The sequence below is a fragment of the Collimonas rhizosphaerae genome (genome assembly GCF_038896935.1).
GTDB classification, from domain to species: domain Bacteria; phylum Pseudomonadota; class Gammaproteobacteria; order Burkholderiales; family Burkholderiaceae_D; genus Collimonas; species Collimonas rhizosphaerae.
The window spans coordinates 17,989-42,198 of the sequence record NZ_JBANDC010000019.1 but is presented as its reverse complement, the minus strand read 5'-3'; the positions used below and the strand labels follow the sequence as shown (position 1 = coordinate 42,198).

General features: G+C 62.7%; 21 protein-coding genes. 7 read left to right on the top strand and 14 right to left on the bottom strand.

Annotation, left to right across the window (positions count from 1 at the left end):
- Positions 1-11: 11 nt before the first annotated feature.
- The 7 genes from V8G57_RS21605 to V8G57_RS21575 form a co-directional block, all read right to left on the bottom strand.
- A complete protein-coding gene (locus V8G57_RS21605) occupies positions 12-1,016 on the bottom strand; it encodes a peptide ABC transporter ATP-binding protein (protein ID WP_254784895.1) in 1,005 nt (334 codons plus the stop codon).
- Positions 1,013-2,050: an oligopeptide/dipeptide ABC transporter ATP-binding protein gene (locus tag V8G57_RS21600; RefSeq protein WP_342831141.1), complete on the bottom strand. Its 1,038-nt coding sequence runs from the start codon at positions 2,048-2,050 to the stop codon at positions 1,013-1,015. The genes V8G57_RS21605 and V8G57_RS21600 overlap by 4 nt, the downstream gene beginning before the upstream one ends.
- Positions 2,051-2,059: 9 nt before the next feature.
- Positions 2,060-2,992 (bottom strand): ABC transporter permease subunit, encoded by a 933-nt coding sequence (locus tag V8G57_RS21595; RefSeq protein WP_342831140.1) that lies wholly within the window; start codon positions 2,990-2,992, stop codon positions 2,060-2,062.
- On the bottom strand, positions 2,989-3,999 hold the full coding sequence (locus V8G57_RS21590) for an ABC transporter permease subunit (RefSeq protein WP_092393601.1): 1,011 nt from the start codon (positions 3,997-3,999) through the stop codon (positions 2,989-2,991). Before V8G57_RS21590 ends, V8G57_RS21595 begins: the two co-directional genes overlap by 4 nt.
- A 121-nt stretch (positions 4,000-4,120) precedes the next feature.
- Positions 4,121-5,728 (bottom strand): ABC transporter substrate-binding protein, encoded by a 1,608-nt coding sequence (locus V8G57_RS21585; protein WP_371326541.1) that lies wholly within the window; start codon positions 5,726-5,728, stop codon positions 4,121-4,123.
- A 104-nt stretch (positions 5,729-5,832) separates the two neighbouring features.
- Positions 5,833-7,224 (bottom strand): aminopeptidase P family protein, encoded by a 1,392-nt coding sequence (locus tag V8G57_RS21580; protein ID WP_342831137.1) that lies wholly within the window; start codon positions 7,222-7,224, stop codon positions 5,833-5,835.
- A gap of 174 nt (positions 7,225-7,398) precedes the next feature.
- Entirely contained in the window at positions 7,399-8,013 is a 615-nt protein-coding gene (locus tag V8G57_RS21575) for a helix-turn-helix domain-containing protein (RefSeq protein ID WP_092393491.1), read from the bottom strand.
- 395 nt (positions 8,014-8,408) lie between these two features.
- Between V8G57_RS21575 and V8G57_RS21570 the strand changes: the two genes are divergently transcribed.
- The 5 genes from V8G57_RS21570 to V8G57_RS21550 are packed head-to-tail and all read left to right on the top strand — an operon-like array spanning position 8,409 to position 12,802.
- On the top strand, positions 8,409-9,245 hold the full coding sequence (locus tag V8G57_RS21570; protein WP_342831136.1) for a transporter substrate-binding domain-containing protein: 837 nt from the start codon (positions 8,409-8,411) through the stop codon (positions 9,243-9,245).
- A 14-nt stretch (positions 9,246-9,259) separates the two neighbouring features.
- Positions 9,260-9,928, top strand: a complete 669-nt coding sequence (locus V8G57_RS21565) for an amino acid ABC transporter permease (RefSeq protein ID WP_342831135.1) — start codon at positions 9,260-9,262, stop codon at positions 9,926-9,928.
- A gap of 14 nt (positions 9,929-9,942) precedes the next feature.
- Complete coding sequence (locus V8G57_RS21560) at positions 9,943-10,701, top strand: amino acid ABC transporter ATP-binding protein (RefSeq protein WP_175500872.1); 759 nt, start codon at positions 9,943-9,945, stop codon at positions 10,699-10,701.
- 28 nt (positions 10,702-10,729) lie between these two features.
- Positions 10,730-12,025 carry an NAD(P)/FAD-dependent oxidoreductase gene (locus tag V8G57_RS21555; protein WP_342831134.1) on the top strand — a complete coding sequence of 432 codons (1,296 nt, stop codon included), beginning with the start codon at positions 10,730-10,732 and terminating at the stop codon, positions 12,023-12,025.
- 30 nt (positions 12,026-12,055) lie between these two features.
- Complete coding sequence (locus tag V8G57_RS21550) at positions 12,056-12,802, top strand: aspartate/glutamate racemase family protein (protein ID WP_342831133.1); 747 nt, start codon at positions 12,056-12,058, stop codon at positions 12,800-12,802.
- Positions 12,803-12,827: 25 nt separating this feature from the next.
- Here V8G57_RS21550 and V8G57_RS21545 read toward each other — a convergent pair whose 3' ends face one another.
- The 3 genes from V8G57_RS21545 to V8G57_RS21535 all read right to left on the bottom strand — a co-directional run bounded on the left by V8G57_RS21545 (position 12,828) and on the right by V8G57_RS21535 (position 16,959).
- On the bottom strand, positions 12,828-13,268 hold the full coding sequence (locus tag V8G57_RS21545) for a transposase (RefSeq protein ID WP_342831132.1): 441 nt from the start codon (positions 13,266-13,268) through the stop codon (positions 12,828-12,830).
- Between the two features lie 24 nt (positions 13,269-13,292).
- Positions 13,293-13,508, bottom strand: a complete 216-nt coding sequence (locus V8G57_RS21540; protein ID WP_092393467.1) for a hypothetical protein — start codon at positions 13,506-13,508, stop codon at positions 13,293-13,295.
- A gap of 352 nt (positions 13,509-13,860) precedes the next feature.
- Entirely contained in the window at positions 13,861-16,959 is a 3,099-nt protein-coding gene (locus V8G57_RS21535; RefSeq protein WP_342831131.1) for an autotransporter domain-containing protein, read from the bottom strand.
- 349 nt (positions 16,960-17,308) lie between these two features.
- On the opposite strand from V8G57_RS21535, the gene V8G57_RS21530 reads away from it, so the two are divergent.
- Positions 17,309-19,051 (top strand): hypothetical protein, encoded by a 1,743-nt coding sequence (locus V8G57_RS21530; protein WP_342831130.1) that lies wholly within the window; start codon positions 17,309-17,311, stop codon positions 19,049-19,051.
- Between the two features lie 14 nt (positions 19,052-19,065).
- Entirely contained in the window at positions 19,066-19,599 is a 534-nt protein-coding gene (locus tag V8G57_RS21525; RefSeq protein ID WP_342831129.1) for a hypothetical protein, read from the top strand.
- Between the two features lie 64 nt (positions 19,600-19,663).
- Here V8G57_RS21525 and V8G57_RS21520 read toward each other — a convergent pair whose 3' ends face one another.
- The 4 genes from V8G57_RS21520 to V8G57_RS21505 all read right to left on the bottom strand — a co-directional run bounded on the left by V8G57_RS21520 (position 19,664) and on the right by V8G57_RS21505 (position 24,112).
- Positions 19,664-20,053, bottom strand: a complete 390-nt coding sequence (locus tag V8G57_RS21520; RefSeq protein ID WP_342831128.1) for an STN domain-containing protein — start codon at positions 20,051-20,053, stop codon at positions 19,664-19,666.
- Between the two features lie 87 nt (positions 20,054-20,140).
- Positions 20,141-22,588: a TonB-dependent siderophore receptor gene (locus tag V8G57_RS21515; RefSeq protein WP_342831127.1), complete on the bottom strand. Its 2,448-nt coding sequence runs from the start codon at positions 22,586-22,588 to the stop codon at positions 20,141-20,143.
- Between the two features lie 70 nt (positions 22,589-22,658).
- Positions 22,659-23,615, bottom strand: coding sequence for a FecR domain-containing protein (locus V8G57_RS21510; protein ID WP_342831126.1), 957 nt, complete (start codon positions 23,613-23,615; stop codon positions 22,659-22,661).
- Positions 23,612-24,112, bottom strand: a complete 501-nt coding sequence (locus tag V8G57_RS21505) for a sigma-70 family RNA polymerase sigma factor (RefSeq protein WP_092393448.1) — start codon at positions 24,110-24,112, stop codon at positions 23,612-23,614. The genes V8G57_RS21510 and V8G57_RS21505 overlap by 4 nt, the downstream gene beginning before the upstream one ends.
- Positions 24,113-24,210 lie beyond the last annotated feature (98 nt).

Sequence of the window (24,210 nt, the reverse complement as noted above, 5' to 3'; positions counted from 1 at the left end):
GCCATTCCCTGTCAATGAATTTCTTCCACCCGGTGGCATGCCACCATGCTGCCGCCAAACTCGCGCAAGGCCGGCACTTCCTGCCGGCAGCGTTCGACCGCATACGGGCAGCGGTTGTTGAAACTGCAGCCCGGCGGCGGCGCCAGCGGCGACGGCAGTTCGCCCGGCAGCATCATCTTTTGCTGGCGCTGGGCCGGATCGATGCGCGGGGTGCTGGCCAGCAGCGCCCGGGTATAGGGATGCAGCGGCCGGCTGAACACCTGCTGCTTGCTGCCGTGCTCCACGGTTTTACCGAGGTACATCACCAGCACATCGTCGGCGATATGCTCGACCACCGACAGGTTATGCGAGATGAACAGGTAGGCAACGCCGCTGGCCTGCTGCAGGTCCATCAGCAGGTTCAGCACCTGCGCCTGGATCGAGACGTCGAGCGCGGATACCGGCTCGTCGGCGACGATCACCTTCGGATCCAGCATCAGCGCGCGCGCAATCGCCACCCGTTGCCGCTGGCCGCCGGAAAACATGTGCGGATAGCGGCTGTAGTGTTCCGGCCGCAGGCCGACCTTGGCCATCATGGCGCGCGCCTTGTCGGCGCGCTCGGCGGCGTTCAGGCCGGTATTGATGATCAGCGGCTCTTCCAGCATCTGCCCGACTTTCTTGCGCGGGTTCAGGCTGGCGTAGGGATTCTGGAACACCATCTGCACCAGCGGCCGCACCCGTTTCAGGGTAGCGCGGTCGGCATCGGCGATGTTGGCGCCGTCCATCCACAGCTCGCCGCCGGTAGGCGGTTCGATCATGGTGATCTGGCGCGCCAGGGTCGACTTGCCGCAGCCGGACTCGCCCACCACCGCCAGCGTCTTGCCCGGCTGCAGGCTGAACGACACGCCGTCCAGCGCGCGCGCCGTCGCTTTCGGTTTAAACAAGCCTTGCGATACGCTGTAGTGCTTGACCAGGTTTTTTGCTTCCAGCAGGGTGACCGGGTTGGCGATCACATTCATATTGGCGTTCATCATCATGCGGCCCCACTGCTCAGCGTCAAATCGGGTGTCTTGCGGGATATTTCCGACCAGCCGTTAGTCAGCCGGCCACCTGCATCCAGCGGAAAATGGCAGCGCACCTGTTCATGCGGCGCGCCCGCCAGCTCGGGCCGGACCTGGCTGCAGCGGTCTTGCGCATAGGCGCAGCGCGGGCTCAACAGGCAGCCGGCAGGCCGGTCGTACTGGCCGGGCACCACGCCGGGAATGGTTTGCAAGCGTGCGCGGCCGATATTGTGTTCCGGCAGCGCCGCCAGCAGCGCCTGGGTGTAGGGATGCTTCGGCGCATTGAAGATATCCGGCACGCGGCCGGTTTCCACTACCTGCCCGGCGTACATCACCACCACCCGCTGCGCGGTCTGGGCCACCACGCTCAGGTCATGGGTGATCAGCATCAGGGCCATGCCGCGGTCGCGCTGCAGCTGCAGCAGCAATTCCAGCATCTGCGCCTGCACCGTGACGTCCAGCGCCGTGGTCGGTTCGTCGGCGATCAGCAAACGCGGATTGCAGGCGATCGCAATCGCCACCATCACGCGCTGGCTCATGCCGCCGGAAAGCTGGTGCGGGTAGGCGTCCAGGCGCCGTTCCGGGTCGGGAATGTCGACCTGCTTGAGCAGGGCCAGCGCCTTGGCGCGCAATTCCTTGCTGGAGCCGCCCTGGTGCACGCGCAAGGTTTCGATCAACTGGTACGCCACCGTAAAAGACGGGTTGAGGCTGGTCATCGGATCCTGGAAGATCATGGCGATGTCCTTGCCCAGCATGCCGCGCCTTTCCTTTTCAGGCATCTTCAGCAGGTCGCGGCCGTCGAACGCCATGCGCTCGCCCTTGACCCGGCCCGGGTAGTCGATCAGCCCCATCAGCGCCAGCGAGGTGACGCTCTTGCCGGAACCGGATTCGCCGACGATGCCGACCACTTCGCCGGCTTCGATGCTCAGGTCGAGGCCGTCGACCGCGGTGAACGGCGATGCTGTCGAGCCGAATTCGACTCGCAGCTGCTTAATTTCCAACAGTGCCATAGTCCTGCCTTATCGTTTCAGTTTGGGGTCGAGCGCATCGCGCAAGCCGTCCCCCATCAGGTTGAACGCCAGTACCGAGATCAGGATCGCCAGGCCGGGGAAAGCCACCACCCACCAGGCGCTCTGGATGAATTCCATGGCGCTGGCCAGCATCGAGCCCCATTCCGGCGTCGGCGGCTGCGCGCCCATGCCGAGGAAACCCAGCGCCGCCGCATCCAGGATGGCGGACGAGAAGCCGAGCGTGGCTTGCACGATCAAGGGCGCCAGGCAGTTGGGCAGGACGCAGTTGAACATGATGCGCAAGGTGCCGGCGCCGGCGATGCGCGAGGCGCTGACATAATCGCGCGACATCTCGCCGATCACCGCGGCGCGCGTCTGCCGCGCATAATGCGGCAGCATCACGACGGCAATCGCGTACATCGCATTCATCAGCCCTGGTCCGAGGATAGCGACCACGGCAATCGCCAGCAGCAGGCTCGGCAAGGCCAGCATGATGTCCATCAGGCGCATGATGGCGACTTCCACCAGGCCGCGGAAATAACCGGCCAGCAGGCCCAGCAGCACGCCGGTGGTGAGCGACAGCGAAATCGACACCAGGCCGATCAGCAGCGACAGCCGCACGCCGTGGATCAGGCGCGACAGCATGTCGCGCCCGACCGGATCGGTGCCAAGCAGGAACTGGCTGCTGCCGCCCGCTTGCCAGACCGGCGGCACCAGGGTCGATTGGCGGAACTGCTCGATCGGCGAATGCGGCGCGATGACGTCGGCGAACAAGGCTGCCAGCACCATCGCGATGATGATGGCAAGGCCGATCACGGCGCCGCGGTTCTGGCTGAAATAACCCCAGAATTCGCGCAGCGGATGCGGCGGCGCGGTGGCGCCTGCCTTCGGTGGAGAATCAGTTTGCGGCGCACTGACGGGCGTTGCGTTAACGTTGTTCATGAGCGATGGCGAATACGTGGGTTAATCACGCCGTACAGCAGGTCGACGGCAAGATTGACGAGGATGATGGTGATCGCCGACAGCAGGATGCCGCCCTGCACCACCGGATAATCGCGGCGCTGGATCGCAGCCACCAGCCATTTGCCGATGCCAGGCCAGGAAAAGATGGTTTCCGTCAGGATCGCGCCGGCCAGCAAGGTGCCGACCTGCAGGCCGACCACCGTCACCACCGGGATCAGGGCGTTGCGCAGCGCATGCACCGCCACCACCCGCGCCCGCGACAGCCCTTTGGCGCGCGCGGTGCGTACATAATCCTCGCGCAGGACTTCCAGCATGGCGGAGCGCGTCATGCGCGCAATCACGGCCAGCGGGATGGTGCCGAGGGCGATGGTGGGAAGGATCAGGTGCGACAGCGCGGATTTGAAGGCGCCGCTATCGTCCGACAGCAGGCTGTCGATCAGCATGAAGCCGGTGACCGGCGGCACGTCGAACAGGATATCGATGCGGCCCGAGACCGGGGTCCAGCCCAGGGTCACGGAAAACAGCAGGATCAGCAGCAGCGCCCACCAGAACACCGGCATCGAATAGCCGGTCAGGGAAGCGCCCATCACCGAGTAGTCCAGCACGGTATTGCGTTTCAGGGCGGCCAGTATGCCGGCCGGCAAACCGACGATCAGCGCAAACAGTATGGCGCAGAAAGACAGTTCCAGCGTCGCCGGAAACAGTGTCTTGAATTCGCTCAGCACTGACGTATGCGTCATGATGGACATGCCCAGGTCGCCCTTGAACAGGTTGCCGAGGTAATTCAGGTATTGCATGTAGATCGGCTGGTCGAGGCCCAGGTCGTGCGCCATTTGCGCGTAGCGGGCCGGGTCCATGCCGCGTTCGCCGGTCATGGCTTCGACGGCGTTGCCTGGTATGAGGTGTATCAGTAAAAACACCAGCAGCGTGATGCCGAGGAAGGTCGGGATGACCAAACCGACACGGCGCAGGAGAAATCCAAACATTGGCGTTACCTGTTCGATGAAAGATGACAGCAACAGTGCTGTCTGATGCTAGCGGTAAATTTAAGCCGCTCGCTACTTCGTATAGCGAGCGGCTTAATCAGAACAAAACCACGGCCATGGCTTACTTGGCCAGGTCGACCTTCTCGAAGTGGTGATGGGCGAACACTGCCATCTTGAAGCCGATCACTTCCTTGCGCACCGGCGTGAAGCGCACCGAGTGAGCCAGGTCGATCCATGGCGCCTCGTCATGCAGGATCACCTGGGCCTGTTCGTACAGCTTGGCGCGTTCATCCTGCTTCGGCGTCAGCTTGGCTTTCTGGATCAGCGCTTCGTAGTCCTTGTTGCACCAGCGCGCGGTATTGCCGCCGCCCTTGACGCCTTCGCAGCCCAGCAGCGGTGCGAAGAAATTGTCAGGATCGCCGTTGTCGCCGGACCAGCCGAACATCATCGAATGCTGGTCGCCCTGCTTGCTGCGCTTCAGGTACTCGGTCCATTCGTAGGTAGTGAGCTTGGTCTTGACGCCGATCTTGGCCCAGTCAGCTTGGATCAGCTCGGCCATGCGCTTGCCGTCGGGGTTGTATGGGCGGGTGACCGGCAGGTACCACATCTCGACTTCGACGCCGTTCGGGTAACCGGCCTTGGCCAGCAATTCCTTGGCCTTGACCGGATCGTAGGTGTAATCCTTGATCTTGTCGTTATAGCCCCACAGCGTCGGCGGGATCGGGTTCTTGGCTGGGACGCCGGCGCCTTGGTAGACGGTCTTGAGGATGGTCTGCTTGTCGACCGCCATGTTCAGCGCCTGGCGCACCAGCTTGTTGTCGAACGGCTTTTTCTCCACATTGAACGAGATGTAGCCGATGTTCAAGCCCGGCTTGGTCATCATGGTGACGGCCGGATCGGCTTTCATCAATTCGATGTCGGCCGGTTTCGGGTACGCCATGACCTGGCACTCGTTGGCCTTGAGCTTGGCGTAACGCACCGAAGCATCGGGGGTGATGGCGTAGATCAGGTTGTCCAGCTTCGGCCGGCCGCCCCAGAAAGCGTCGTTGGCCTTGTAACGGATCACCGCGTCTTTTTGATAGGACACGAACTGGAACGGTCCGGTGCCGATAGGCTCGCGGTCGATCACCTCAGGCGTGCCGGCTTTCTTCATGTTGTCGGCATATTCGGCCGACAGGATCGAGGCGAAATCCATGCCGAGGTCGGCGATGAACGGCGCTTCCGGGTGTTTCAGCTTGAATACCACGGTGTTGTCGTCGACCTTTTCCACCTTGTCGATGATCTTGTCCATGCCCATGTCCAGGTAGTAGCCGAAGCTCTGGCCGGCAGCCAGCTTGTGGTACGGGTGGCTGGGGTCGCCCATGCGGTTGAACGAGAACAGCACGTCGTCGGCGTTGAAATCGCGGGTCGGCTTGAACTTGGCGCTGCTGTGGAACTTGACGCCCTTGCGCAGCTTGAAGGTGTAGGTCAGGCCGTCTTCCGACACGCTCCACGATTCAGCCAGGCCAGGGATCGGCTTGGTGGTGCCCAGCTCGAATTCGACCAGGCGGTTGTACATCGGCACCGACGACGCATCGAAGGTGGTGCCGGTGGTGAACAGCTGCGGATTGAAGCCTTCCGGGCTGCCTTCCGAGCAGAACACCAGGGTCTTGGCCGCTGCAGCATAACCGGCAGTGGCGCACAGGACAGCTAGCAACGCCGCCTTGGCGATCAGTTTTCTTTTCATCATAGGTCTCTTTCCTTAGGTTATGGTGAAACTGGTGTATTTAACAATAATTCACGAGAGGAACACAAGCGCAATGTACAACGCATACCTGCAAGTTCCTAGCACCTTCATGCCGCCATCAGCGCTTCGATCTCGGCACAGGTTTTAGGAATGGCCGGGCCCAGCACCCGCGCCCCGGATTCGGTGACCAGCACATCGTCTTCGATGCGGATGCCGCCAAAATCGATGTGCTCGACGAATTTGCCATAGTTGATCAGGGTGCCGTGGCGCGCCTCCGCCTGCCAGCGCTGGATCAGGGCCGGGATGAAATACATGCCCGGCTCCACCGTCACCACCATGCCTGCCTGCAGCGGCTTGGCCAGGCGCAGGTTGCGCAGGCCGAACAGTTCGCTGCGGCTGACGCTGGCGTCGTAGCCGACCCGGGTCTCGCCCAGGCCTTCCATATCGTGCACATCCAGTCCCAGCTGGTGGCCCAGGCCGTGCGGGAAACAGATGGCATAGGCGCCCGATTCCACCACCTGCTCCGGCGTGCCGTTGAAAAACCCGAGCGCCGCCATCGCCGCCGCCATGTGGCGGGCAGCCAGCTTGTGCACTTCCAGGTAAGAGACCCCCGGCCGCATGGCGTCGATGGCACATTGCTGCGCGGCCAGCACGATGTCGTACAGGCTGCGCTGGCGTTCGCTGAAGCGGCCGCCGACCGGGAAGGTGCGCGTGATGTCGCTGGCGTAACCCAAGGTGCTGGAGGCGCCGGAATCGTTGACCACCAGGTCGCCCGCCTGCAAAAGATTCTGGTGGTCGCGGTTATGCAGGATCTCGCCGCTGCGGGAAAAAATCATCGGGTAGGCGTTCTGCAGGTCGTGGCTGCGCATGATGCCTTCCATCGCCGCCGCCACCTGGTATTCATAAGCGCCGGCCTTGGCTTGCCGCATGGCGGCGAGGTGCATGTCGCGCGTGACAGCCAGGGCGCTTTCTATTTCCGCGATTTCCTCGTCGCCCTTGATTTCGCGCAAGGCGATCACGGCGGCCATCAGGCTTTCGGAAGCGCCGGCCTTGCATTGTTCGGGAGTGCAATCCAGCAGGCGCGCCAGTTCGAGTATGGTTTCGCCGCGGTAAGGCGGCAGGTAATGGATCGTGCGGCCCTGGCGGCGTGCCTGCGCCAGCACGTCGGCCAGCTGCTGGTACGGCTGCGCCGTAGCCACGCCGACCGTCTCGGCGCGCTGCGCAAAAGAAGAGCTTTGCGGCCCGACCCAGATCACGTCGTCCAGGCTCGGATCGTCGCCGAACAGTACTTCGCTGCCGGCGTCGATATCGATCAGCGCCGCCAGGTCCGGCTGGCCGAGGCCGAAGAAATAGGAAAACGATGAATCCTGGCGGAACCAGTAATGGTTATGCAGGTAATTCATGGAGACGTCGGTATTGCCCGGCAACAGCAGCAGGCCGGAGGAAAACCGCTGTTTCAGCTGCTGCCGGCGCCGGCTGTAGACGGCCGGCTTAAACACGGCGGCCTCGCGCCTGCACGGCATCGGATATCTGCTTGCTTGGTTCTGGGTACATCGTCACTCCATTCCGCTGTCATTGCCGGCATCGCTGCCGGCCTCGTGCCAGGCGCCTGCGGCCGTGGCAATAGATCAATTTGCAAGTGCAAAAACCATGCCACAGGCCTGCCCTGCGCTTCAAAAAAATTCTGTGCCGCGCAATAACCGCTCCTGCTCCTGGCACGCCGGCGACTGCGGACCGTCGAACAGCGCCACGGTGCCGACCCAGATCACTTCCGCCACCTGGTTCTCGTGCGGCAGCGATTCGATGCTGTGCGGGATATTGGCGTCGAAATGCAGGCTATCGCCGACATTCAGCACATAACTGTCTTTACCTACCGTGTAGCCGACCTGGCCGCTCAGCACGAAGATCATTTCATCGCCTTCGTGCGACACCATTTCCGATTTGTAGCCGGCCGGCATGGTGAACTTCACCGAATGCACCTGGCTGCCGGGGAAGACCGTCGACAGCCGTTCGTACTTGACGCGGCCGCTGGCCACCGAATACGGCTGCCGCTGGCTGCGGTAGGTGTCCGGCCGCAATTGCACGGGTTGTTTGATCAGGTCGCCGATCGCCACGCCGAGCGCCTTGGCGATCACCACCAGCGAAGTGATGGAAGGACTGGTCTGGCCGCGTTCAAGCTGCGAAATGAAGCCCGCGGTCAATCCGGTTTCGGCCGCGACTTGCACCAGCGTCTTCTTGATAGCATGACGCCGCGCGCGGATCGAGCTCCCCAGCTGTGGCATTTCCATTGTTTCTGTCTCCGGCCTGTACCTGGTCGTATCTTCTGTATCTGCTATTTGTTACTTCCATATCGGACAACGCAAGGCGTTGGCCCAAGAGTAACTTTTTAATATTCAGCGTCAGCGCTGCGGCTGGCATCGCAGCCGCGCTGTCGCCGGTAAGGCGTCGGAAATTATAGTCACACTACAATTTGAGTCAAGGATCTTTTTCAGATTATCTTAGTACATGGATAAAACAAGGATAAGAAGGCCGGCCATGCCGGCGGCGACGGGCCTTGATCTTGCTTATGGATGCGGAGCGGCAAGCGCATTTTCGGATGACTTTCAGCTGCAAACGGGGTATTTTCAGATACACCCTTTTTCAGATACACCCTTTTCAGCCAATCCTCCTTCAGAAGGCAGACATGCAAATCAATCGACGCAATTTCATCGCCCAGACCATTGCCATCGGCTCGCTGGCCGCAGTCGGCCCGGCATTTTCGCAGGAACCGGAATCGACCGCCGCCAGGATCAAGCGCACCGGCAAGCTGCGCATGGGCGCCATCAACGGTGCCTCGCCGTATTTCACCAAGGACCTGGCAAGCGGCGAATGGCGGGGTTTCATGGTGGACCTGGGGCGCGACCTTGCCAAATATCTCAAGGTCGAGTCCGAGTGGGTGGAAACAACCTGGGGCAATGCCGTGCTCGACGTCCAGACCAACAAGATCGATTGCCAGCTCGGCATGGCGCCCTCGCCGGCGCGGCGCGAAGTGGTCGACTTTTCCGCCCCCATTTTCCAGAACTACAACACGGTGGTCGCCAGGAAGGGCTTTAACTTTGAACGCTGGGAGCAGCTCAATTCGCCTGCCGTCAAGGTCGCAGTGGATGTCGGCTCCAGCCACGACCAGCTGGTCACCAGGATATTGCCGAAGGCTACCGTGCTGCGGTTTGAAACCTCGGCTGCCGCCACCATGGCGCTGCAATCCGGCCGCGTCGATTGCCAGGTGCTGGTGATCCTCCTGTCAACCGCCTTGCTGACCAAGCTGCCGAACATCGGCCATATCGTATTCCCGTCTCCCGATGAAACCAACCCGACCAATGTCGGCATCCGCAAGCAGACCGACCAGGCCTTCACCAAATCCGTGAATGCCTGGCTGGAAGAAGCCAGGGCCTCAGGCAAGGTGAAAAGCACCATCATTTCCAATATGCAAACCCTGGTCGGCGTACCTCCGACCGCTTTCCCACCCCAGGTTCACTTTTAAGCTGTGAGGCAGGCATGTACCAGTGGGATTTCCATACGCTTTGGCAGTACAGGAACATCATTTTCATAGGCTTTGGCTACACGTTAGGCTACACCGTCATCGTCGTCGCGCTGGGATTGCTGGTCGGCCTGGTTACAGGCTTGTGCCGGCTGTCGCCGAAGGCATGGATATCGGGACCGTTCCGGGCATACGTGGAACTGTTCAGGTGCACGCCGGTGCTGGTGCAGCTGATCTGGTTCTATTACGCGCTGCCGATCCTGACCGGCATCGAACTGACGCCCGGCATGGCGGCGGTGCTGTCGTTGACCTTGTACGGCGGCGCCTTCTATTCCGAAATCATCCGCGGCGGCGTGATTTCCATCGATACCGGGCAGTCGGAGGCCGGCATGGCATTGGGCATGACCCAGCTCCAGCTGATGCGGCGCGTGGTGCTGCCGCAAGCATTCAAGCGCATGACGCCGCCACTGGTCAGCCAGTCCATCATGCAGCTGAAGAACACTTCGCTGCTGTCGGTGCTGGCGGTGCCCGACCTGCTCTACCAGGGCCAGATCATCGCCCACGACACCTACCGCCCGCTGGAAATCTATTCGCTGATCGCCGTCCTGTATTTCATCATCTTGCTGCCGGCAACGATCCTCGCCAAGCGGCTTGAAGTAAAAATGTCCGACGGACGGGAGGCATGACAATGAACGGCGCGATGATTTCCATCAGTAACCTGAAGAAATGTTTCGGCGACAACGTTGTCCTGAAAGATATCTCCCTGCAGATCAGCAAGGGTTCCGTGGTCGCGATGATCGGCCCCTCCGGCTCCGGCAAGTCGACCCTGCTACGCTGCATCAACCTGCTCACGGTCCCCGACTCCGGCGTGGTCGATGTCGGCGGCCAGTCGATCGTCTTCGACGGCAAGAAGACGGCGCTGCCGAAAGCGCGCGACCTGGCGAAATTCCGCTCCAAGACCGGCATGGTGTTCCAGCACTTCAACCTGTTTCCGCACATGACTGTGCAGCAGAATGTGATGGAAGGCATGGTGACGGTGCTGAAGATACCGAAACAGGAAGCGCGCGCCGCAGCCGACGCCCTGCTGCAGCGGGTTGGCCTGGGCGATCGCGCGGATGCCTATCCCGGCATGCTGTCGGGCGGACAAAAGCAGCGCGTCGCGATCGCCAGGGCGCTGGCCATGAAGCCCGATGTGATGCTGTTCGACGAAGCCACTTCCGCGCTCGATCCAGAACTGGTGGGCGAAGTGCTGAACGTCATCCGGTCGCTGGCGGCGGACGGCATGACCATGATCCTGGTGACGCATGAAATCGCGTTTGCCAAGGAAGTCGCCGACCAGGTGATTTTCATGCGCGACGGCGTCGTGGTCGAATCCGGGCCGCCAGCTATCGTCATCGACAATCCGGCGCAGGAAGCGACACGCAGCTTCCTGTCGCGCTTCAAGAATAGCGGCGGCTGAGTGCAGCGCCCGACCCCGAGGAAACAGCTTGAATCCCATTGAGAACCGGCCCGCGAAGCTGCCCACCCCCTTGCGCGTGGTGGTCATCGGCGCCGGCATTGTCGGCGCTGCCTGCGCCATCGAGTTGCTGCGCGACGGCCACCATGTCACCCTGCTTGATCCAGGCCAGCCGGGCGGGACCCAGGCCGCCAGCTACGGCAATGCCGCATGGCTGAGCCCGGCTTCGGTGGTGCCGATGTCGATGCCCGGCCTGTGGAAAAAACTGCCCAAGTATCTTTTCGATAAAAACAGCCCCTTGACCATCCGCTGGAGCGCCCTGCCGTCGCTGCTGCCCTGGCTGACCAGGTTCGTCTGGGCCGGCGCCAGCGTGGCCCGGGTCGAAGCCACCGCGCGCGCATTGTCAGCCCTGCTCCACGACGCGCCGTCACGGCACCGCGCGCTGGCCCAGGAAGCCGGCGTGCCGCAGCTGATTGTGAGCCGCGGCCTGCTGTATGCCTATCCCGACCGCGCCGCCTTCGAGGCGGAAGCGCTGGCCTGGCGCTTGCGGCGCGACAATGCGGTGCGCTGGAAGGAGCTGGAGGCGCCGGCGATACGCGAACTGGTTCCCGCGCTCGACCATCGCTATCAATTCGCCATCCTGGTCGAGCAAGGCGCCAACTGCGTCGATCCGGGCGCCTATGTGGCAGCGCTGGTGCGCCACGCGCAAAGCCAGGGAGCCATCCTGCAGCGCGCCGCGGCGACCGGGTTCGACCTGCAAGGCGGCCGCCTGCGCGCCGTCCTTACCGACCGCGGCGAACTCACCTGCGAACGTGCCGTCATCGCCGCCGGCATTCACTCCAAGGCCCTGGCCAGGTCGGTCGGCGACAAGGTCTGCATGGAAAGCGAGCGCGGTTATCACATCGTCCTGGAAAATCCGCCGGTCGAACTGGCATTGCCGGTCATGCCGGCGGACGCCAAGACCGGCAACACATCGACCCTGACCGGCCTGCGCATCGCCGGCCAGGTGGAACTGACCAGGCTGCATGCGGAGCCGGACTGGCGCCGCGCCGACACCTTGCTGCGCCACGCCGCGGCAACCTATCCGGCGCTCGCCGCGGCAATCGGGACGGCCGCCGTCCAGCGCTGGATGGGGCACCGGCCGTCCACCACCGACGGCCGCCCGGTGCTTGGTCCGGCGTCCGGCTGCCAGGACGTGATCCATGCTTTCGGACATGGCCATGTCGGCCTGGCGTCGGGACCGGTTTCCGGCCGGCTGGTGGCCGACCTCATATCCGGCCGGCCAACTGTCGTCGATCCGGCGCCTTATTCGGTGACGCGCTTCTAGCTTAAACTTGCATTCAATTCGGGAGATATCATGATCGTTCGCGGCGGACGCGCCATCTATGGGGAAAGTGTCGGCATCCTGGTGCTGGATACGAAATTTCCGCGCATTCCAGGCGATATCGGCAACGCCACTACCTTCGACTTCCCGGTGCGCTACCAGGTCGTGCCTGGCGCCACGCCGGAACAGATCGTCGCCGCCCCCGACCGCGCACGCGCGCTGCTGCCGTCGTTTATCGAAGCGGCCACAGGGCTGGAGCGCGACGGCGTGCGCGCCATCACCACCACCTGCGGTTTCCTGACGGTAGTCCAGGATGAAATTGCCGAAGCTGTCAGCGTGCCGGTCATCACCTCAAGCCTGTTCCTGGTTCCGCTGCTGCGGCGCATGCTCGGCCCCAAACGCACCATCGGCGTGGTTACCGCGGATGCGCACAGCCTGTCGGACGCTCACCTGCGCGCCGCCGGCATCGAGCCGGGCTGGCGGCTGCTGGTCAGGGGCATGCAGTCAAGCCCGTCTTTCGGGACCATCCTGGGCACCGACAACGATACCGATCATGCGCTTGACGTCGACCAGGCCAGGCGCGATGTCGTGGCGGCGTGCCAGGCGATGCAAGCCGACGCGCCAGACCTGGGAGCCGTCCTGTTCGAATGCACCAACCTGCAGCCATACGCGACGGCTGTACAGGCCGCCACAGGGCTGCCCGTCTTCGGCATCTACCATGTCGTCAACCTGCTTCATTCCGCGGTGGTGTCGCCCGGTTTCACGCACGGCTATCTGTAGCCTCGATCCTGGCTGCCGGCGGATGTCACTCGTTCACCAGACGCAGCCAGTGCAAGGTCGAATCGTCCTCTGTCGACAGCACCGGCTTGGGGCCGCCAACATGCTGCATGGCTGCTGCAAAGCTGTCCCGGCTATCGGCCCTTTGGGACCGGTGCGCGATTCTCATGCTCCAGGCATCGCCATAGGCAGCGATGTGTTCAAGCATCGCGCACAACTCCCGGTCATCGCGCGTTTGCGCCGCCAGGCGGCGCCAAACGGCGTTTTTATTCCAGCGCACGAAACGCATATAGGTGGTGTTCCACCGGCCGAACCGGGTCGGCAAATCGTGCCAGAGCCGGTGCCCGGCCGAAACCCACAAGACAGCCTCGATAAACAGGCGATTATTGCGCGCCCTGGCGCCGCTGTCGCCGACCTTCCCTGTCATCAGCGGCTCCAGCTTTTCCCATTGTGCATTTCGCAGTTTCATGACAAAGACAGCCTCGCGCCGTTCCTATTTAGTGCGCTTTTCCAGCGCCAGGCGCTGGCGCCGGCGGTTTTCCTGGCAGCGGTAGCAAATCCAGCGCCGGGTCTTGCTGCACTCGACGAAACCTCCTTCGCTAGCGGCCACCTCGCCTTGGTGATGCGCACAAAACCGCTTGCCGGTGGCGTTCGCGGCTGCTTCGGTGACCAATGCCGGCCTGTCTGTGCGCTGTGAATAGGCACTCATTGCGCATTCCTTTCAAAAACGTCAAGCAAATCCCGCTCTGCCGTCCGGCTTTGCTGCATTGCGCCGGCTCTTGCAGTCGCTCCACTAGACTTGCCCGTCCAAAATGAAAAAAGGGCCAAATTGTGGCCCAATGACTGGCAAACCGTTGGCGCAGTACCGGCCACGCAAAAAAGGGAGACGCCATAAGGCTGGATTGCTGCCGGTTGTCGGGGTTTTGCATGTGCAGGCACTCGCCGACTAATCCTGCGGGCACTGACCGCTTGCGCGGAGCCGTGCCCGGGCCAAGGCTAAAACTTTTTTGCAGCCGGCGTTGAACATGAAGTCCGTGGCGCCAGCTGCATCGCGCTCATATTCACCAGGTGTACCGCGCTCCCACGCTCAATCCATGGTCCTGGCCGTGCGCGGCAATGTCGCCGGTGTAGTCGGCCAGGAAAGCCCAGGCGCCGACCTGGTGCGCCACCACTCCCAGGTTGAGCTGGAGATGGTTGGGTCCGACCTGCGGGCCGCGCACCTCGAATGTCCCGGCCTGGGGGGCGTTAGCGAAATGATTGGTGAAATAGCCCTCGCGGTTGCCGAATGCGCGCTGTACCAGGACCCGCGCATGCGGCGTCCAATTGACGGGCTGCGCGGAATCTTTGGAGGCCAGGGTGAAAGTCTTGGCTACCTGCAGTCCGGCGCCCACCCGGGTATCGAACACCTGGTCGGCGTGCGCCGACAGTGCGATGCCCGGATCGCTGGCCTGGTCGCGGAAATCGACGCTCGGCAAACGCACCACGTCGACAGCCGGCAGGATCGGCTGCCATGTCCATCCGCGCTGGTCCTGCAACGTCCAGCCGTGCTCCACATGCAGCGACAGCGCGTTGCCGGCATAACGCGCCTGGGCTTGCGCGCTAAAGGGCAGCTGCGACATGCCGAGGTCGACCGAGCGCGTGGCGCTGCTGGTCAGGTGCGTCGCTCCGGCAAATGCATCCAGGTAATGGCGCTCGCTTGCGTAGCGCAGGTAAAGGCGGCCGTCGATGGCATTGGTTTGCCCGCGATAGCCGTTGCCGACGCCGTTCACCGCAAGCGTGCCGTAACCGAGGGAGCCGCCCCAGGTCAGCTGCTCGCCGGCGCGCCGGTCCAGGCCCAGGACCAGTCCGGCGCTGTCTTGGCGCCAGGCCGACATCCGGTCTTGTCCGCCCAGGTGGCCGTAGTGGCCGAACACGCGGCCCCAAAGGCTGGTGTCGCTCGCCGGCTGCTCCGGCTTCGTCGTGGAATCGTCGCTGCCAACCAGGTAATTCAGCATGCCGGCGGTGTCGACCGTGTGGCCGGGTCCGCCTGAATTGAGCAGCATCGCTGCGGCGACGGCAGCCGTGCCCTGTCGTTCGGCGGTGCGGTCGGTGGAACGAAGGTGCTGCGTCAGCGCCGTGCTGAAGCCATTGATCAGGTACAGCGATGCAGTCCGCTGGGCGGCATAACCGGCGCCTTCGATCTGTTGCCGGGCTTGCGCCGCTTGCGCGTTGCTGGAAAACTGCAGTGCGCCCAGCAACGATGCCTGCGCGGAATCGCTTTGCCGGGAAGCATTGCTGAGGGCCGTACCTAAACCGCAGCCGGCGCGGTTGCAGAATGCCGGATTATCGAGGAATGCCTCGTTGGTGCTGAGTGAAATGCCGTCGCTCCTTTGCGATACGCGAAAGCTGACCAGCGAATCGTCGAAAGGATGGAAGGCGTCCTTGGCGGGATCGACATCGTAGCCGGCGATGGGCTGGCCTTGGGCATCGGCGCGGACCAGGTGGGCGAAGCGGTTGATCACGATGCTGACATCGGCCGGGGCCTTGCCGTTCTTTACCGCTTGCTGCAGCTGGGCGGAAAAGTCGGGAGAATAACCAACCAGCGCGTACGATTCGGCAGCGCGGTAAAAACCGGGCGTGACATGCAAGGCAAGCTGGGCGGTTTTGGAACGGATGCTCAATCCGCTGGTGGACGTATAGCTGCCGCCATCGTACAGGCCGAACCGCAAGAAGGCAGGCTGTCCGGCCTGGCTGGGCGCTATATCGAAGGCCAGCGCCGAATGATCGTTCAAGCGAGGATTGCCGGTCCAGTCGATCCCCTTTCCGGTCGGGTGCAAGACTGCGTAGTCCATGAAATTCATGCGCGCCCACAGCTGGGATTCGCCGAGCCGGCCTTCTCCCTCGACCATGCTGCGGCCGGCAAGCGTATTGATCGGGATGTCAACCACGCCGCCGCGCAGGCGCAGGCTGCTGTCCTGCATCACCAGCGCATCCATCGCGGTATGTATGCCCGCCGGCAGGGTCCATTGGGAATTCACCAAAGTCATGAAACCGAAAGAGTCGCCGGTCGATATGCCCGAGGTATTGATCAGCGGCGCGTTGCTGTATTTTACGAAGGCGCGGATCGCCTTGTTGAAGTCTGAATTCGGGTCGGCGCGCTGGCTCTTGGCTTCGGCGGGGTCATATTGGCTGGGATCGTCGTAGACGGCGTTCAAGCCCTGCGTGAGCGCCTTTACCCGGTCGGCGGGGCTCATCGCGTTATATGCGCTGCGCTCCTGGTCAACCAGGTCGATCAGGTACGGCACATTTGACAGGACAGGAGCGGCCCCCTTGGGCAGATAGGCTCCCAGCAGATTCCAGTTCGCCAGCCATCCGACCAGTGTCGTGTCCATCTTTTTGGCGGCGGGGTCATACTTGTTGGCGTAGTTCGGATTGATATTGCCGCTCAGCGCCTGGCCGGTCAGCGTTACCGCGTCCGTGGTCGTTTCGGGCGTGCGCTGGGTGATGAATCCGGTATTGTAGACATCGTCCTTTGGATAGGCCTTGTATTGCTTCGGGTTGGCGCAGTCCGGATGGCACCAGAACACGGACGGATTGTTGCCGGCGGCCGGATCGAACAGCCGGGCATAGGCGCTGCCATGGTCGCTGAACGCGTCGTCCAGCAGCTGGGCGTCGGTGGCGGCGAGGTTGCCGTTGGCAATCGCTTTCAGGAAGTACTGGTAGAACGGCGTGGGCCGGCTGGAATCCGCATAGCTCTTGCCATCGCCGGCGGTCATGCCATGGATGCCGAGGAAGTGGCCGGTACTGATGTCGCCGGGATTAGGCTGGTCGAGGTTAGAAAAGGCGCGCACGGCGCCGCCGGCAAACATCATGGTGCAGGCCGAGATGCAGTAACCGGACACGACCGTCTTCAAGCCCTGGCGCCGCGCCAGGTCGCCAATGTCGTAACCGCCGGTGACGGCGCCGCCGTTCGAATTGCGCATCACCAGCGTATCGATGGTGCGCCCCTGGGCGCGCAAGCGAGCTAGGTAGTCGGCCAGCACATAACCATCCGAAAACACCACGTCGCCCGACAAGAACACCTGGTTCCCATGCACATGCATATCCATCGCACGGGCATGCGGCGCCAGCCCTTCCATGCTCAATATCCCCAAGACGGCCAGCAACAGCTTGTACTTCATACGCTCCCCCTCCTCACGTGAATTCCGGCGCTGTAGCGCTCCCACTAGAGATGCCCGCCGAAAATCAAAAAGGGGCCACGCTGCCGCCCGCCGGTTGCGAGATGGCTTCAAATTGTGCAGGCCTGGCCCTTTTTTCTATCTCGCGGGGCAGGTTAACAAGGCCTGCCGGGGAAATCCTCCACAAGACAAATTCCGCGGCGACTGACTGCTCACTTCTCAACTACCAATAAGGAGTCATGCGCATGTGCGGAAACAGGGAATTGCCGGATCCGGCGAGACACGTCTTTGAACCCGGCGGCAAAGCGCCGGGAGCTGGAATGAATGATTCTTTTCACTATCAAGGATAACCATGACAGAACATATTCAACCGAGAGGCAAGCTGGCAGCGGCCACGCTTGCCGCGCTATTCCTGGCAGCCGGCTGCGGCGACGGCAGCAATGCCGGAACGGCCGATGTCCTGGCAAAACAAAACCAGGGCTCGGCAACCACAGCCGCCGTCTCCGGCAAAATCACCTACGACTTTGTACCCGCGGTCGCAAGCAAGGACCTGCAGGGGCGCTGGCAAGCCAAGCTCGATTACGCAAAAACCGTGAAAAAACCGGCCCGCAACATCGTGGTCGAACTGATTGACGACAAGACCGGCAAGACATTGCTGTCGGCCGAAACCGACGCCCAGGGCAGCTATGCCTTCCAGGCTCCTCTCAATACCGCCGTGCGCTTGCGCGCAAAAGCGCAAATGCTGCGCACCGGCGCCGCCTCCGCAGGGCCAAGCTGGAATTTCGCGATCCGCGACCACTCGTCGGCCGGCTACGGCGTTTCGACCAACGGCGCCTCCCTGTTTGCCATGGAAAGCGCCGCCTTCAACAGCGGCAAACAAGCCAGCGTCCATGACTTGAACGCCGCTTCGGGATGGGACTCCACCAAATCGGCCTATGCAAGCTCGCGCACAGCCGGGCCGTTCGCAATCCTTGACACGGTCTACAACGCCAGCCGCAAAGTATTGGAAGCCGATAAAAACCTGGCTTTCCCGCCTCTTAACGTTTTCTGGAGTCCGGGCGACACGGACGGCACTTACTTCGGCAGCGAGAATGGCAAATCCTATTCCAAGGGCTTGCACATCCTTGGCCAGGCAGACGTCGATACCGACGAGTACGACGCCGGCGTGATTGCACATGAGTGGGGACACTATTTCCAGGCCAGCTTCTCGCGCGACGACAGCACCGGCGGCCAGCACGGACAGGGCGACCTGCTCGACATGCGCCTGGCGTTCAGCGAAGGCTGGGGCAATTCGTTTTCCAGCATGGCGCGCAATGATCCCATGTACGTCGATACCAACGGCAAGGGCCAGGGCAAGCGCGCGGTGGTTTTCAAGGTCGACGACATTCCGGCGGACGATCCAAAAGCCTGGTTCAGCGAAACGGCGGTACAGTCCGTGCTGTATCGCCTGCACCAGTCGCCAGACATCGGCTTCGGCCCCATCTACCAGGCCATGGCAGCCCAGAAGACATCGCCTGCTTTCACCAGCCTGTTTTCATTCGCAGCCTCGCTGCGCGGGAAAATCAATGCCGCCGGCCAAGCCACGCTGGACAGTTTGCTGACCGAGGTCAATACGGTCGACAAGGACAACCTGGACATGTTCGGCGCCAAACAAACGGACCTGCCGCCGTCCGTTGCCGCGGCCAACAAGGATTTTGTGCTGCCGGTCTACAGCCTGCTTGACGTCGGCGTGCAAACCACGGCCCAGACAACCGGCAAGGAAAGCACGGCGTGCAACACCACGGCATACGACGCGGGCAACAATTACAATAAGCTCGGCATATATCGCTATTTGCGCTTCAGCGTCGCGGAAAAAGGCAAATACCGGCTGCGCATCGTTCCCGACCAAGGCTTGGCGCCTTACTTCCAGCTATACAGCAAGGGAGCGGAGCTGGCCGGCGATACCGTCAAGCATCAGCTCACCGAAGATCCGGACCATCCCGGCACTTATTATGCAAACTACGATTTGCCGGCGCAAAATGATTACACCGCCTCGCTGACCACCGTGGGCGATGCTCCAGGATGCTTCAAGCTCCTACTGACCCAAGTCAAATGAAAGGGAGAACAATCATGAAAATCAAACATATCCTGGGCAACGGCATGCTGGTTTTTGCAGCCATTGCCGGCCATGCGCAATACAGTGCGGCCAAACCGCTGCAGCCCGCCGATCCTGGCAAGGCAGCGGTAAAAAACCAGCAGCCTGAAGGCAAAATCGGGGCGCCGGTCACCGTTGAATTGATATCCGGCGCCGCCACCGGCAAGAACGTCACGTTGCCGGTGCAGCTGCAATTCAAGACCGGCCAGCCGAATACCACCCTGCAGGTGGAATACCGCGGCAACGACGGCTTGTCGCTTGTCACTCTCGGCACCGCTACGCTGGTCAGCAACCAGCAAGGGATCGTCATCGATACGCCGAACGTGCGGGCGGCGGCTGACGGCGTGTACGACCTGAATGTCTTCGTCACGATTGGCGAACGCACCCGGGCTGTCTCGATTCCCGTCACCGTGGGCAACGCCAAGCCGGTGAAGAAAGCTGCAGGCAAGGCCATGCGCACGCCGCAAGGCGAAAACCTGACGATCATGCCGGCGCAGGAATCGCACTAAGCGGCGACGGGCCATGCCGGGGGCGATGCAGCGATGATCGATCCCCGGCAAGACCTGCCGCGGCCTATTCAGGCGGCCGAATCTCGGCCGGCGCAATAGCGGGCGTTTCATGGCGGTATGGCGCAGCGCGCGCAGGCGCCTGCGCTATCCCTCGCAACAGGTATCCCTGTTCCGCTTTCGCCACGCTTTCCAGGCCGGTGCCCCGCAACAACCTGGCAAATGCTTCGACCAGCGGAAAATTTCCCTCCAGGCCCGGGCTGCATTTGTTGCGCACCGACTCCGGTTCATAGATGATCGAAATGCCTGCCGTCGCGGCAAACAGGGCAAGCTTCTGGCTCAACGGCCCGGCGGTGATGGCATAGCTGCGCCCTGCTTCAGCGCCGGCTACGCGCAGGGACAGCGCTGCCGCGAGCAGCAAACCCCATACCGTGTATCGTGCGCGTTGAAAGGCCATACCGTGTAATCTCTTGTTCGCTCATCGCTAAAACACCCTTACTTGATTGCCCCGCGAAACGGGAAAAAAGGCCAAGGCCTTCCGGGTTCAGAAATTGTAGCGGCCGGTCAGTACGATGGTGCGTCCCTGCTCAAAGCCGCTGCCTTCCGGAATGCTGGCGAAGCTGCCATACAGCTTGCGGTCGAAGATGTTCCTCACCCCAAGCGTAAGCGACCACAGCCGGGATTTGTAGCGCAGGTTGGCGTCGCTGCTGAACTGGCCGCCCATATAGGCGTCGTTGATGTTGCGGTAGCCGCCGCGGCTGCTCATGCCCAGGCCGTAGCCCCAGCCTCGCCAGCCGGGGCTCTGCAGATCGTAGGTGCTCCAGAAACTGGCCTGGTGGCGCGCCACGCGATTCACCGCAAAAGAAAAATCGGTCGGCTGCCCGGCCTTGAATCCGGTGTAGCTATAGGATGCAATCAGGTTCCATCCCGGCGCCGGGCTCCCGGCCACGTCCAGCTCCACGCCGTGGCTGACAGTGGGCGGCAGCGCCCCCAGCAGCCGGGTGACGCCGGCAACGTCCGTTTCGCCGTACAGGATGTTGGAATGGGTCGCCCGGAACACCGATGCCGTCAGCAGCAAACGTTCGTCGAGCAGGTTGAGCTTCAATCCCGCTTCGATCGATTTGCCTTCGGTCGACGGAAAATTATAGATTCCCGCAGGACCGCCGTTGGGACCGGGCCCTGAAGCCTGCGCCTGCAGCACAAAACTCTTTTGCTGGTTAACGTACGCCATCATGCTGTCGGTCAATTGATATGCCAGGCCGATGTTGTAGACCGGCTTGCTGCGCGGATGCAGCGCGGTGTCCTCGCCGGCCTGCGCATCGATGCTGTGGGACCAGGCCTTGGTATAACCGAAATTGGCCAGCAAATGCCAGCGCCGCCAGCTCAGCTGGTCTTGCAAGAACCAGTTGGTGGTGTGGTAGTTCTGCGAAGATGACCCCTGCATCGGGGCCAGCCCGGACTGGGAAACTTCCGGCAGGCTGTCCGCCGACAAGGAGGCCAGGACAGGATTGCCGATTTCGATCAGCGGCGCCGGCCGCCAGCTATGGTGCAGGGCGACGCCGGCCAGCACGACATGTTTTACCGGACCGGTAAAAAAACTGCCGTGTACGCTATTCTCGACATTCCAGCCGTAAGACTTCGCCTCCCCCGTCTGCGGCTGGCAGTTTCTCATTGCCGAACCGGTGCTGTCAGCCACGAAGCTTTGTACGCAATCGTAGGCCTGGTAGGACACCTGGGTCTTCATGTAATTGCCCTTGCTCTGCCAGCTCCAGCCGCCGCCCAGCTTCTGCTGCCAGTCGTAGCTGGCGCCGACGCTGGTGTTGCGGGTGCCGTCGTCAACTCCGCCGAACGGCCCGAAACCGCTGCTTGCATGCAGGTTGCGCTGGTAGCTCAGGCCGACCACCGCCGTGGTGTCGCCGTGGCGGTAACCGATCGACGGCGCGGCATACACCTCGCGCGCGCTGTCATAACGTCCGGTTGCGTTCGGGTCGCGGTTGCCGGACAGGATCAGCCTGTGCGTCCATGCCTGGTCGTCCGACAGCGCGCCGGCGAGGTCGAGCGTCAGCCGCTGGTGGCCATAGCTGCCGGCTTCTACCGTCAACTCGCGCACCGGTTCGGCTTGCGGACGCTTGGTGACGATGTTCACCAGGCCGCCCGGCTCCATCTGTCCGTTGGCGATGATCGAATCGGCGCCCTTGAGCACGTCGATCCGCTCGATGGCAGCCAGCGGCGTATGCAGCGGCGAACTGGCGTTGTCGATGGGGGAAGGCCCCTGTTCCAGGCCATTGATGCGGGACGGCGCGGCAAACCCGCGGATGTAGATTTCGGAGTTCACGCCACGGTTATAGATATTCACGCCGCTGACGTCATGCAAGACATCCAGCAGCGACTGCGCCTGCTGGCTTGCCATGACATCCTTGGTCACCACCTGCACCGATTGCGCAATCTCGGACAGCGGCGCATCGTTGCGCGTCGCGCTGCTGCTGGCGGCGGCGGCAAATCCTTGCGCCGGCTCCGGCGTCTCCGCGGCGCCGGTGATCGTCATTGCCATCAGCAGCGCATCCTCTCTGGCGCCGGCTCTCTCGGCCACGGCAGCGACGGCCGCGGCGGGAGCCGCAGGCGGCGCCGCCCGCAGCAGGTACCCGCCCTCCGCCTTGGCCGCGGCTTCCAGCCCGGTGCCGTTCAGCAGGCGGGCCAGCGCTTCGGCGACCGGATAACGGCCTGCCAGCCCCGGACTGTATTTGTCTTGCACCAGGGCCGCATCGTAGGCAAGCGAAATGCCGGCCTTGACGGCGAACATCGCTAGCGCCTGGTTCAGCTTGCCGCCGGCGATCGAATAGTCTTTTGCCGGCTGCAGCACCTGCGCCAAGGCTGACTGCGGGACAAGCAGGCCGGCCGAGACCAGGCAACAGCACGCAACATGCATGCGGATTGCCGCCGACAGCGGCAGTGTGGTTGCGGAAATCCGTCGCCGAGAGTTGTGCAGCACCATGCGAATTGCTTTCTCGGTCGACCGCGCCGGCGCCGGGCCGGCAGCCGTCCCTGCCAGAAACCCTTGCACCCTAGGCAGCCCTTACCGTGACCCAGTACTGGGTGATTCTCTCTATCCGCACCGGCAGCACCTTGCTGAGCAGGAGCAGCGCCTGGTCGGTATCCTTCAGCTGGAAAGCGCCCGAGACGCGCTGGTCCGCGACCGCCGGATCGCAGCTGAGCCGGCCATGGCGGTAACGCGAGAGTTCGTCGACAAAATCGGCCAGGCGCATCTTGTCGGCAAACAGCACGCCTTGCGACCATAGCGCCTGGCTGTCGTCGGCCGCCAGCACCGGCCCGGCCCGGTTCGCGGTAAAGCTGCACTGCTGGCCGGCTTGCACCACCACGCCCGGCGCTTTCAAAGGCGTCAGCTCGACGGCTCCTTCAAACACCGCCACATGGCTGCGCATGCCTTCTTGCCTGACATCGAAACGGGTGCCGAGCGCGCGCAGCATGCCCTGCCGCGTCTGCACCCTGAACGGGCGCGCCGGCAGCATCTTGTCGGCAGCGGTGGTCACCAGCACTTCGCCGGTGTAAAGCTGGACCAGCCGCTGGCGGCTGTCGAACCTGACGTCGACCGAACTGGCGGTATTGAGCACCAGCTGCGTGCCGTCCGCCAGCGCAATCGTGCTGCGCTCGCCGGTTGCGGTCTGGTAGTCCGCGCTCCAGTCCTCCCACGGCAGCTTGGCGGCCAGCCACGCCACCGGCGCTGTAGTCAGCAGCAGGGCCAAGGCCTTGAGCGCCGCACGGCGCCGCTGCGGGCATGCCACGGGGCGGTCGAGCACCGGCATGCCCAGCTCGGGCGGAATGTCGCTGAATGCATCGGTAAGCCGTTGCGCGCACTGCCACGCGCGCTGGTGTTCGGGGCTGCGCGAACGCCAGTGCTGCCAGGCTTGCTGGTCGGCTTCGGTGGCGTCGTCGCTGTGCAGCTTCATCAGCCAGGTGGCGGCTTCACGGATGATCGCCGGATTGATCGAGGTCTCTGTCATGGCAAGGAAAACATCAGGCACTGTTCAAAACCCAGCACCATGTGGCGCTTCACGGTCCTGACGGAAATATTCAGCTGCTCGGCGATCTCGGCGTAAGTCAGGCCTTCCAGCTGCGACAGCAGGAAAGTGCTGCGCGCCTTGGGCGGCAGGCGGTCCAGCATGGCGTCGATTTCAAATAAGGTCTCAAGCAGGATGGCGCGGTATTCTTGCGACGGCGCCAGCGCTTCGGGCAACAGGGCCAGCGTTTCCAGGTAGGCGCGCTCAAGCGCTTCGCGCCGGTAGGCATTGGCCACCAGGCCTTTGGCGATGACCGTCAGGTAGGCGCGCGGCTCTTCGATCACCTCGATCGCAGGCTTCAGCAAGACCCGTACAAAAGTGTCTTGCGCGATATCCGCAGCGTGGTCGATATTGCCGAGGCGCCTGCGCAACCATCCCACCAGCCAGTTGTGGTGATCGATGTACAGCGACTGCAACGGCGTGGCCTCCACCTTGGGCATGAGCGGCTCTCCTAACAATGTGCTTCTTTCAAAGCCAAGAAAAAATCAGCGATGCCGACAGTTGCATGCAAGCGGCCAGCCTTTGCCGGCCGTCGCTT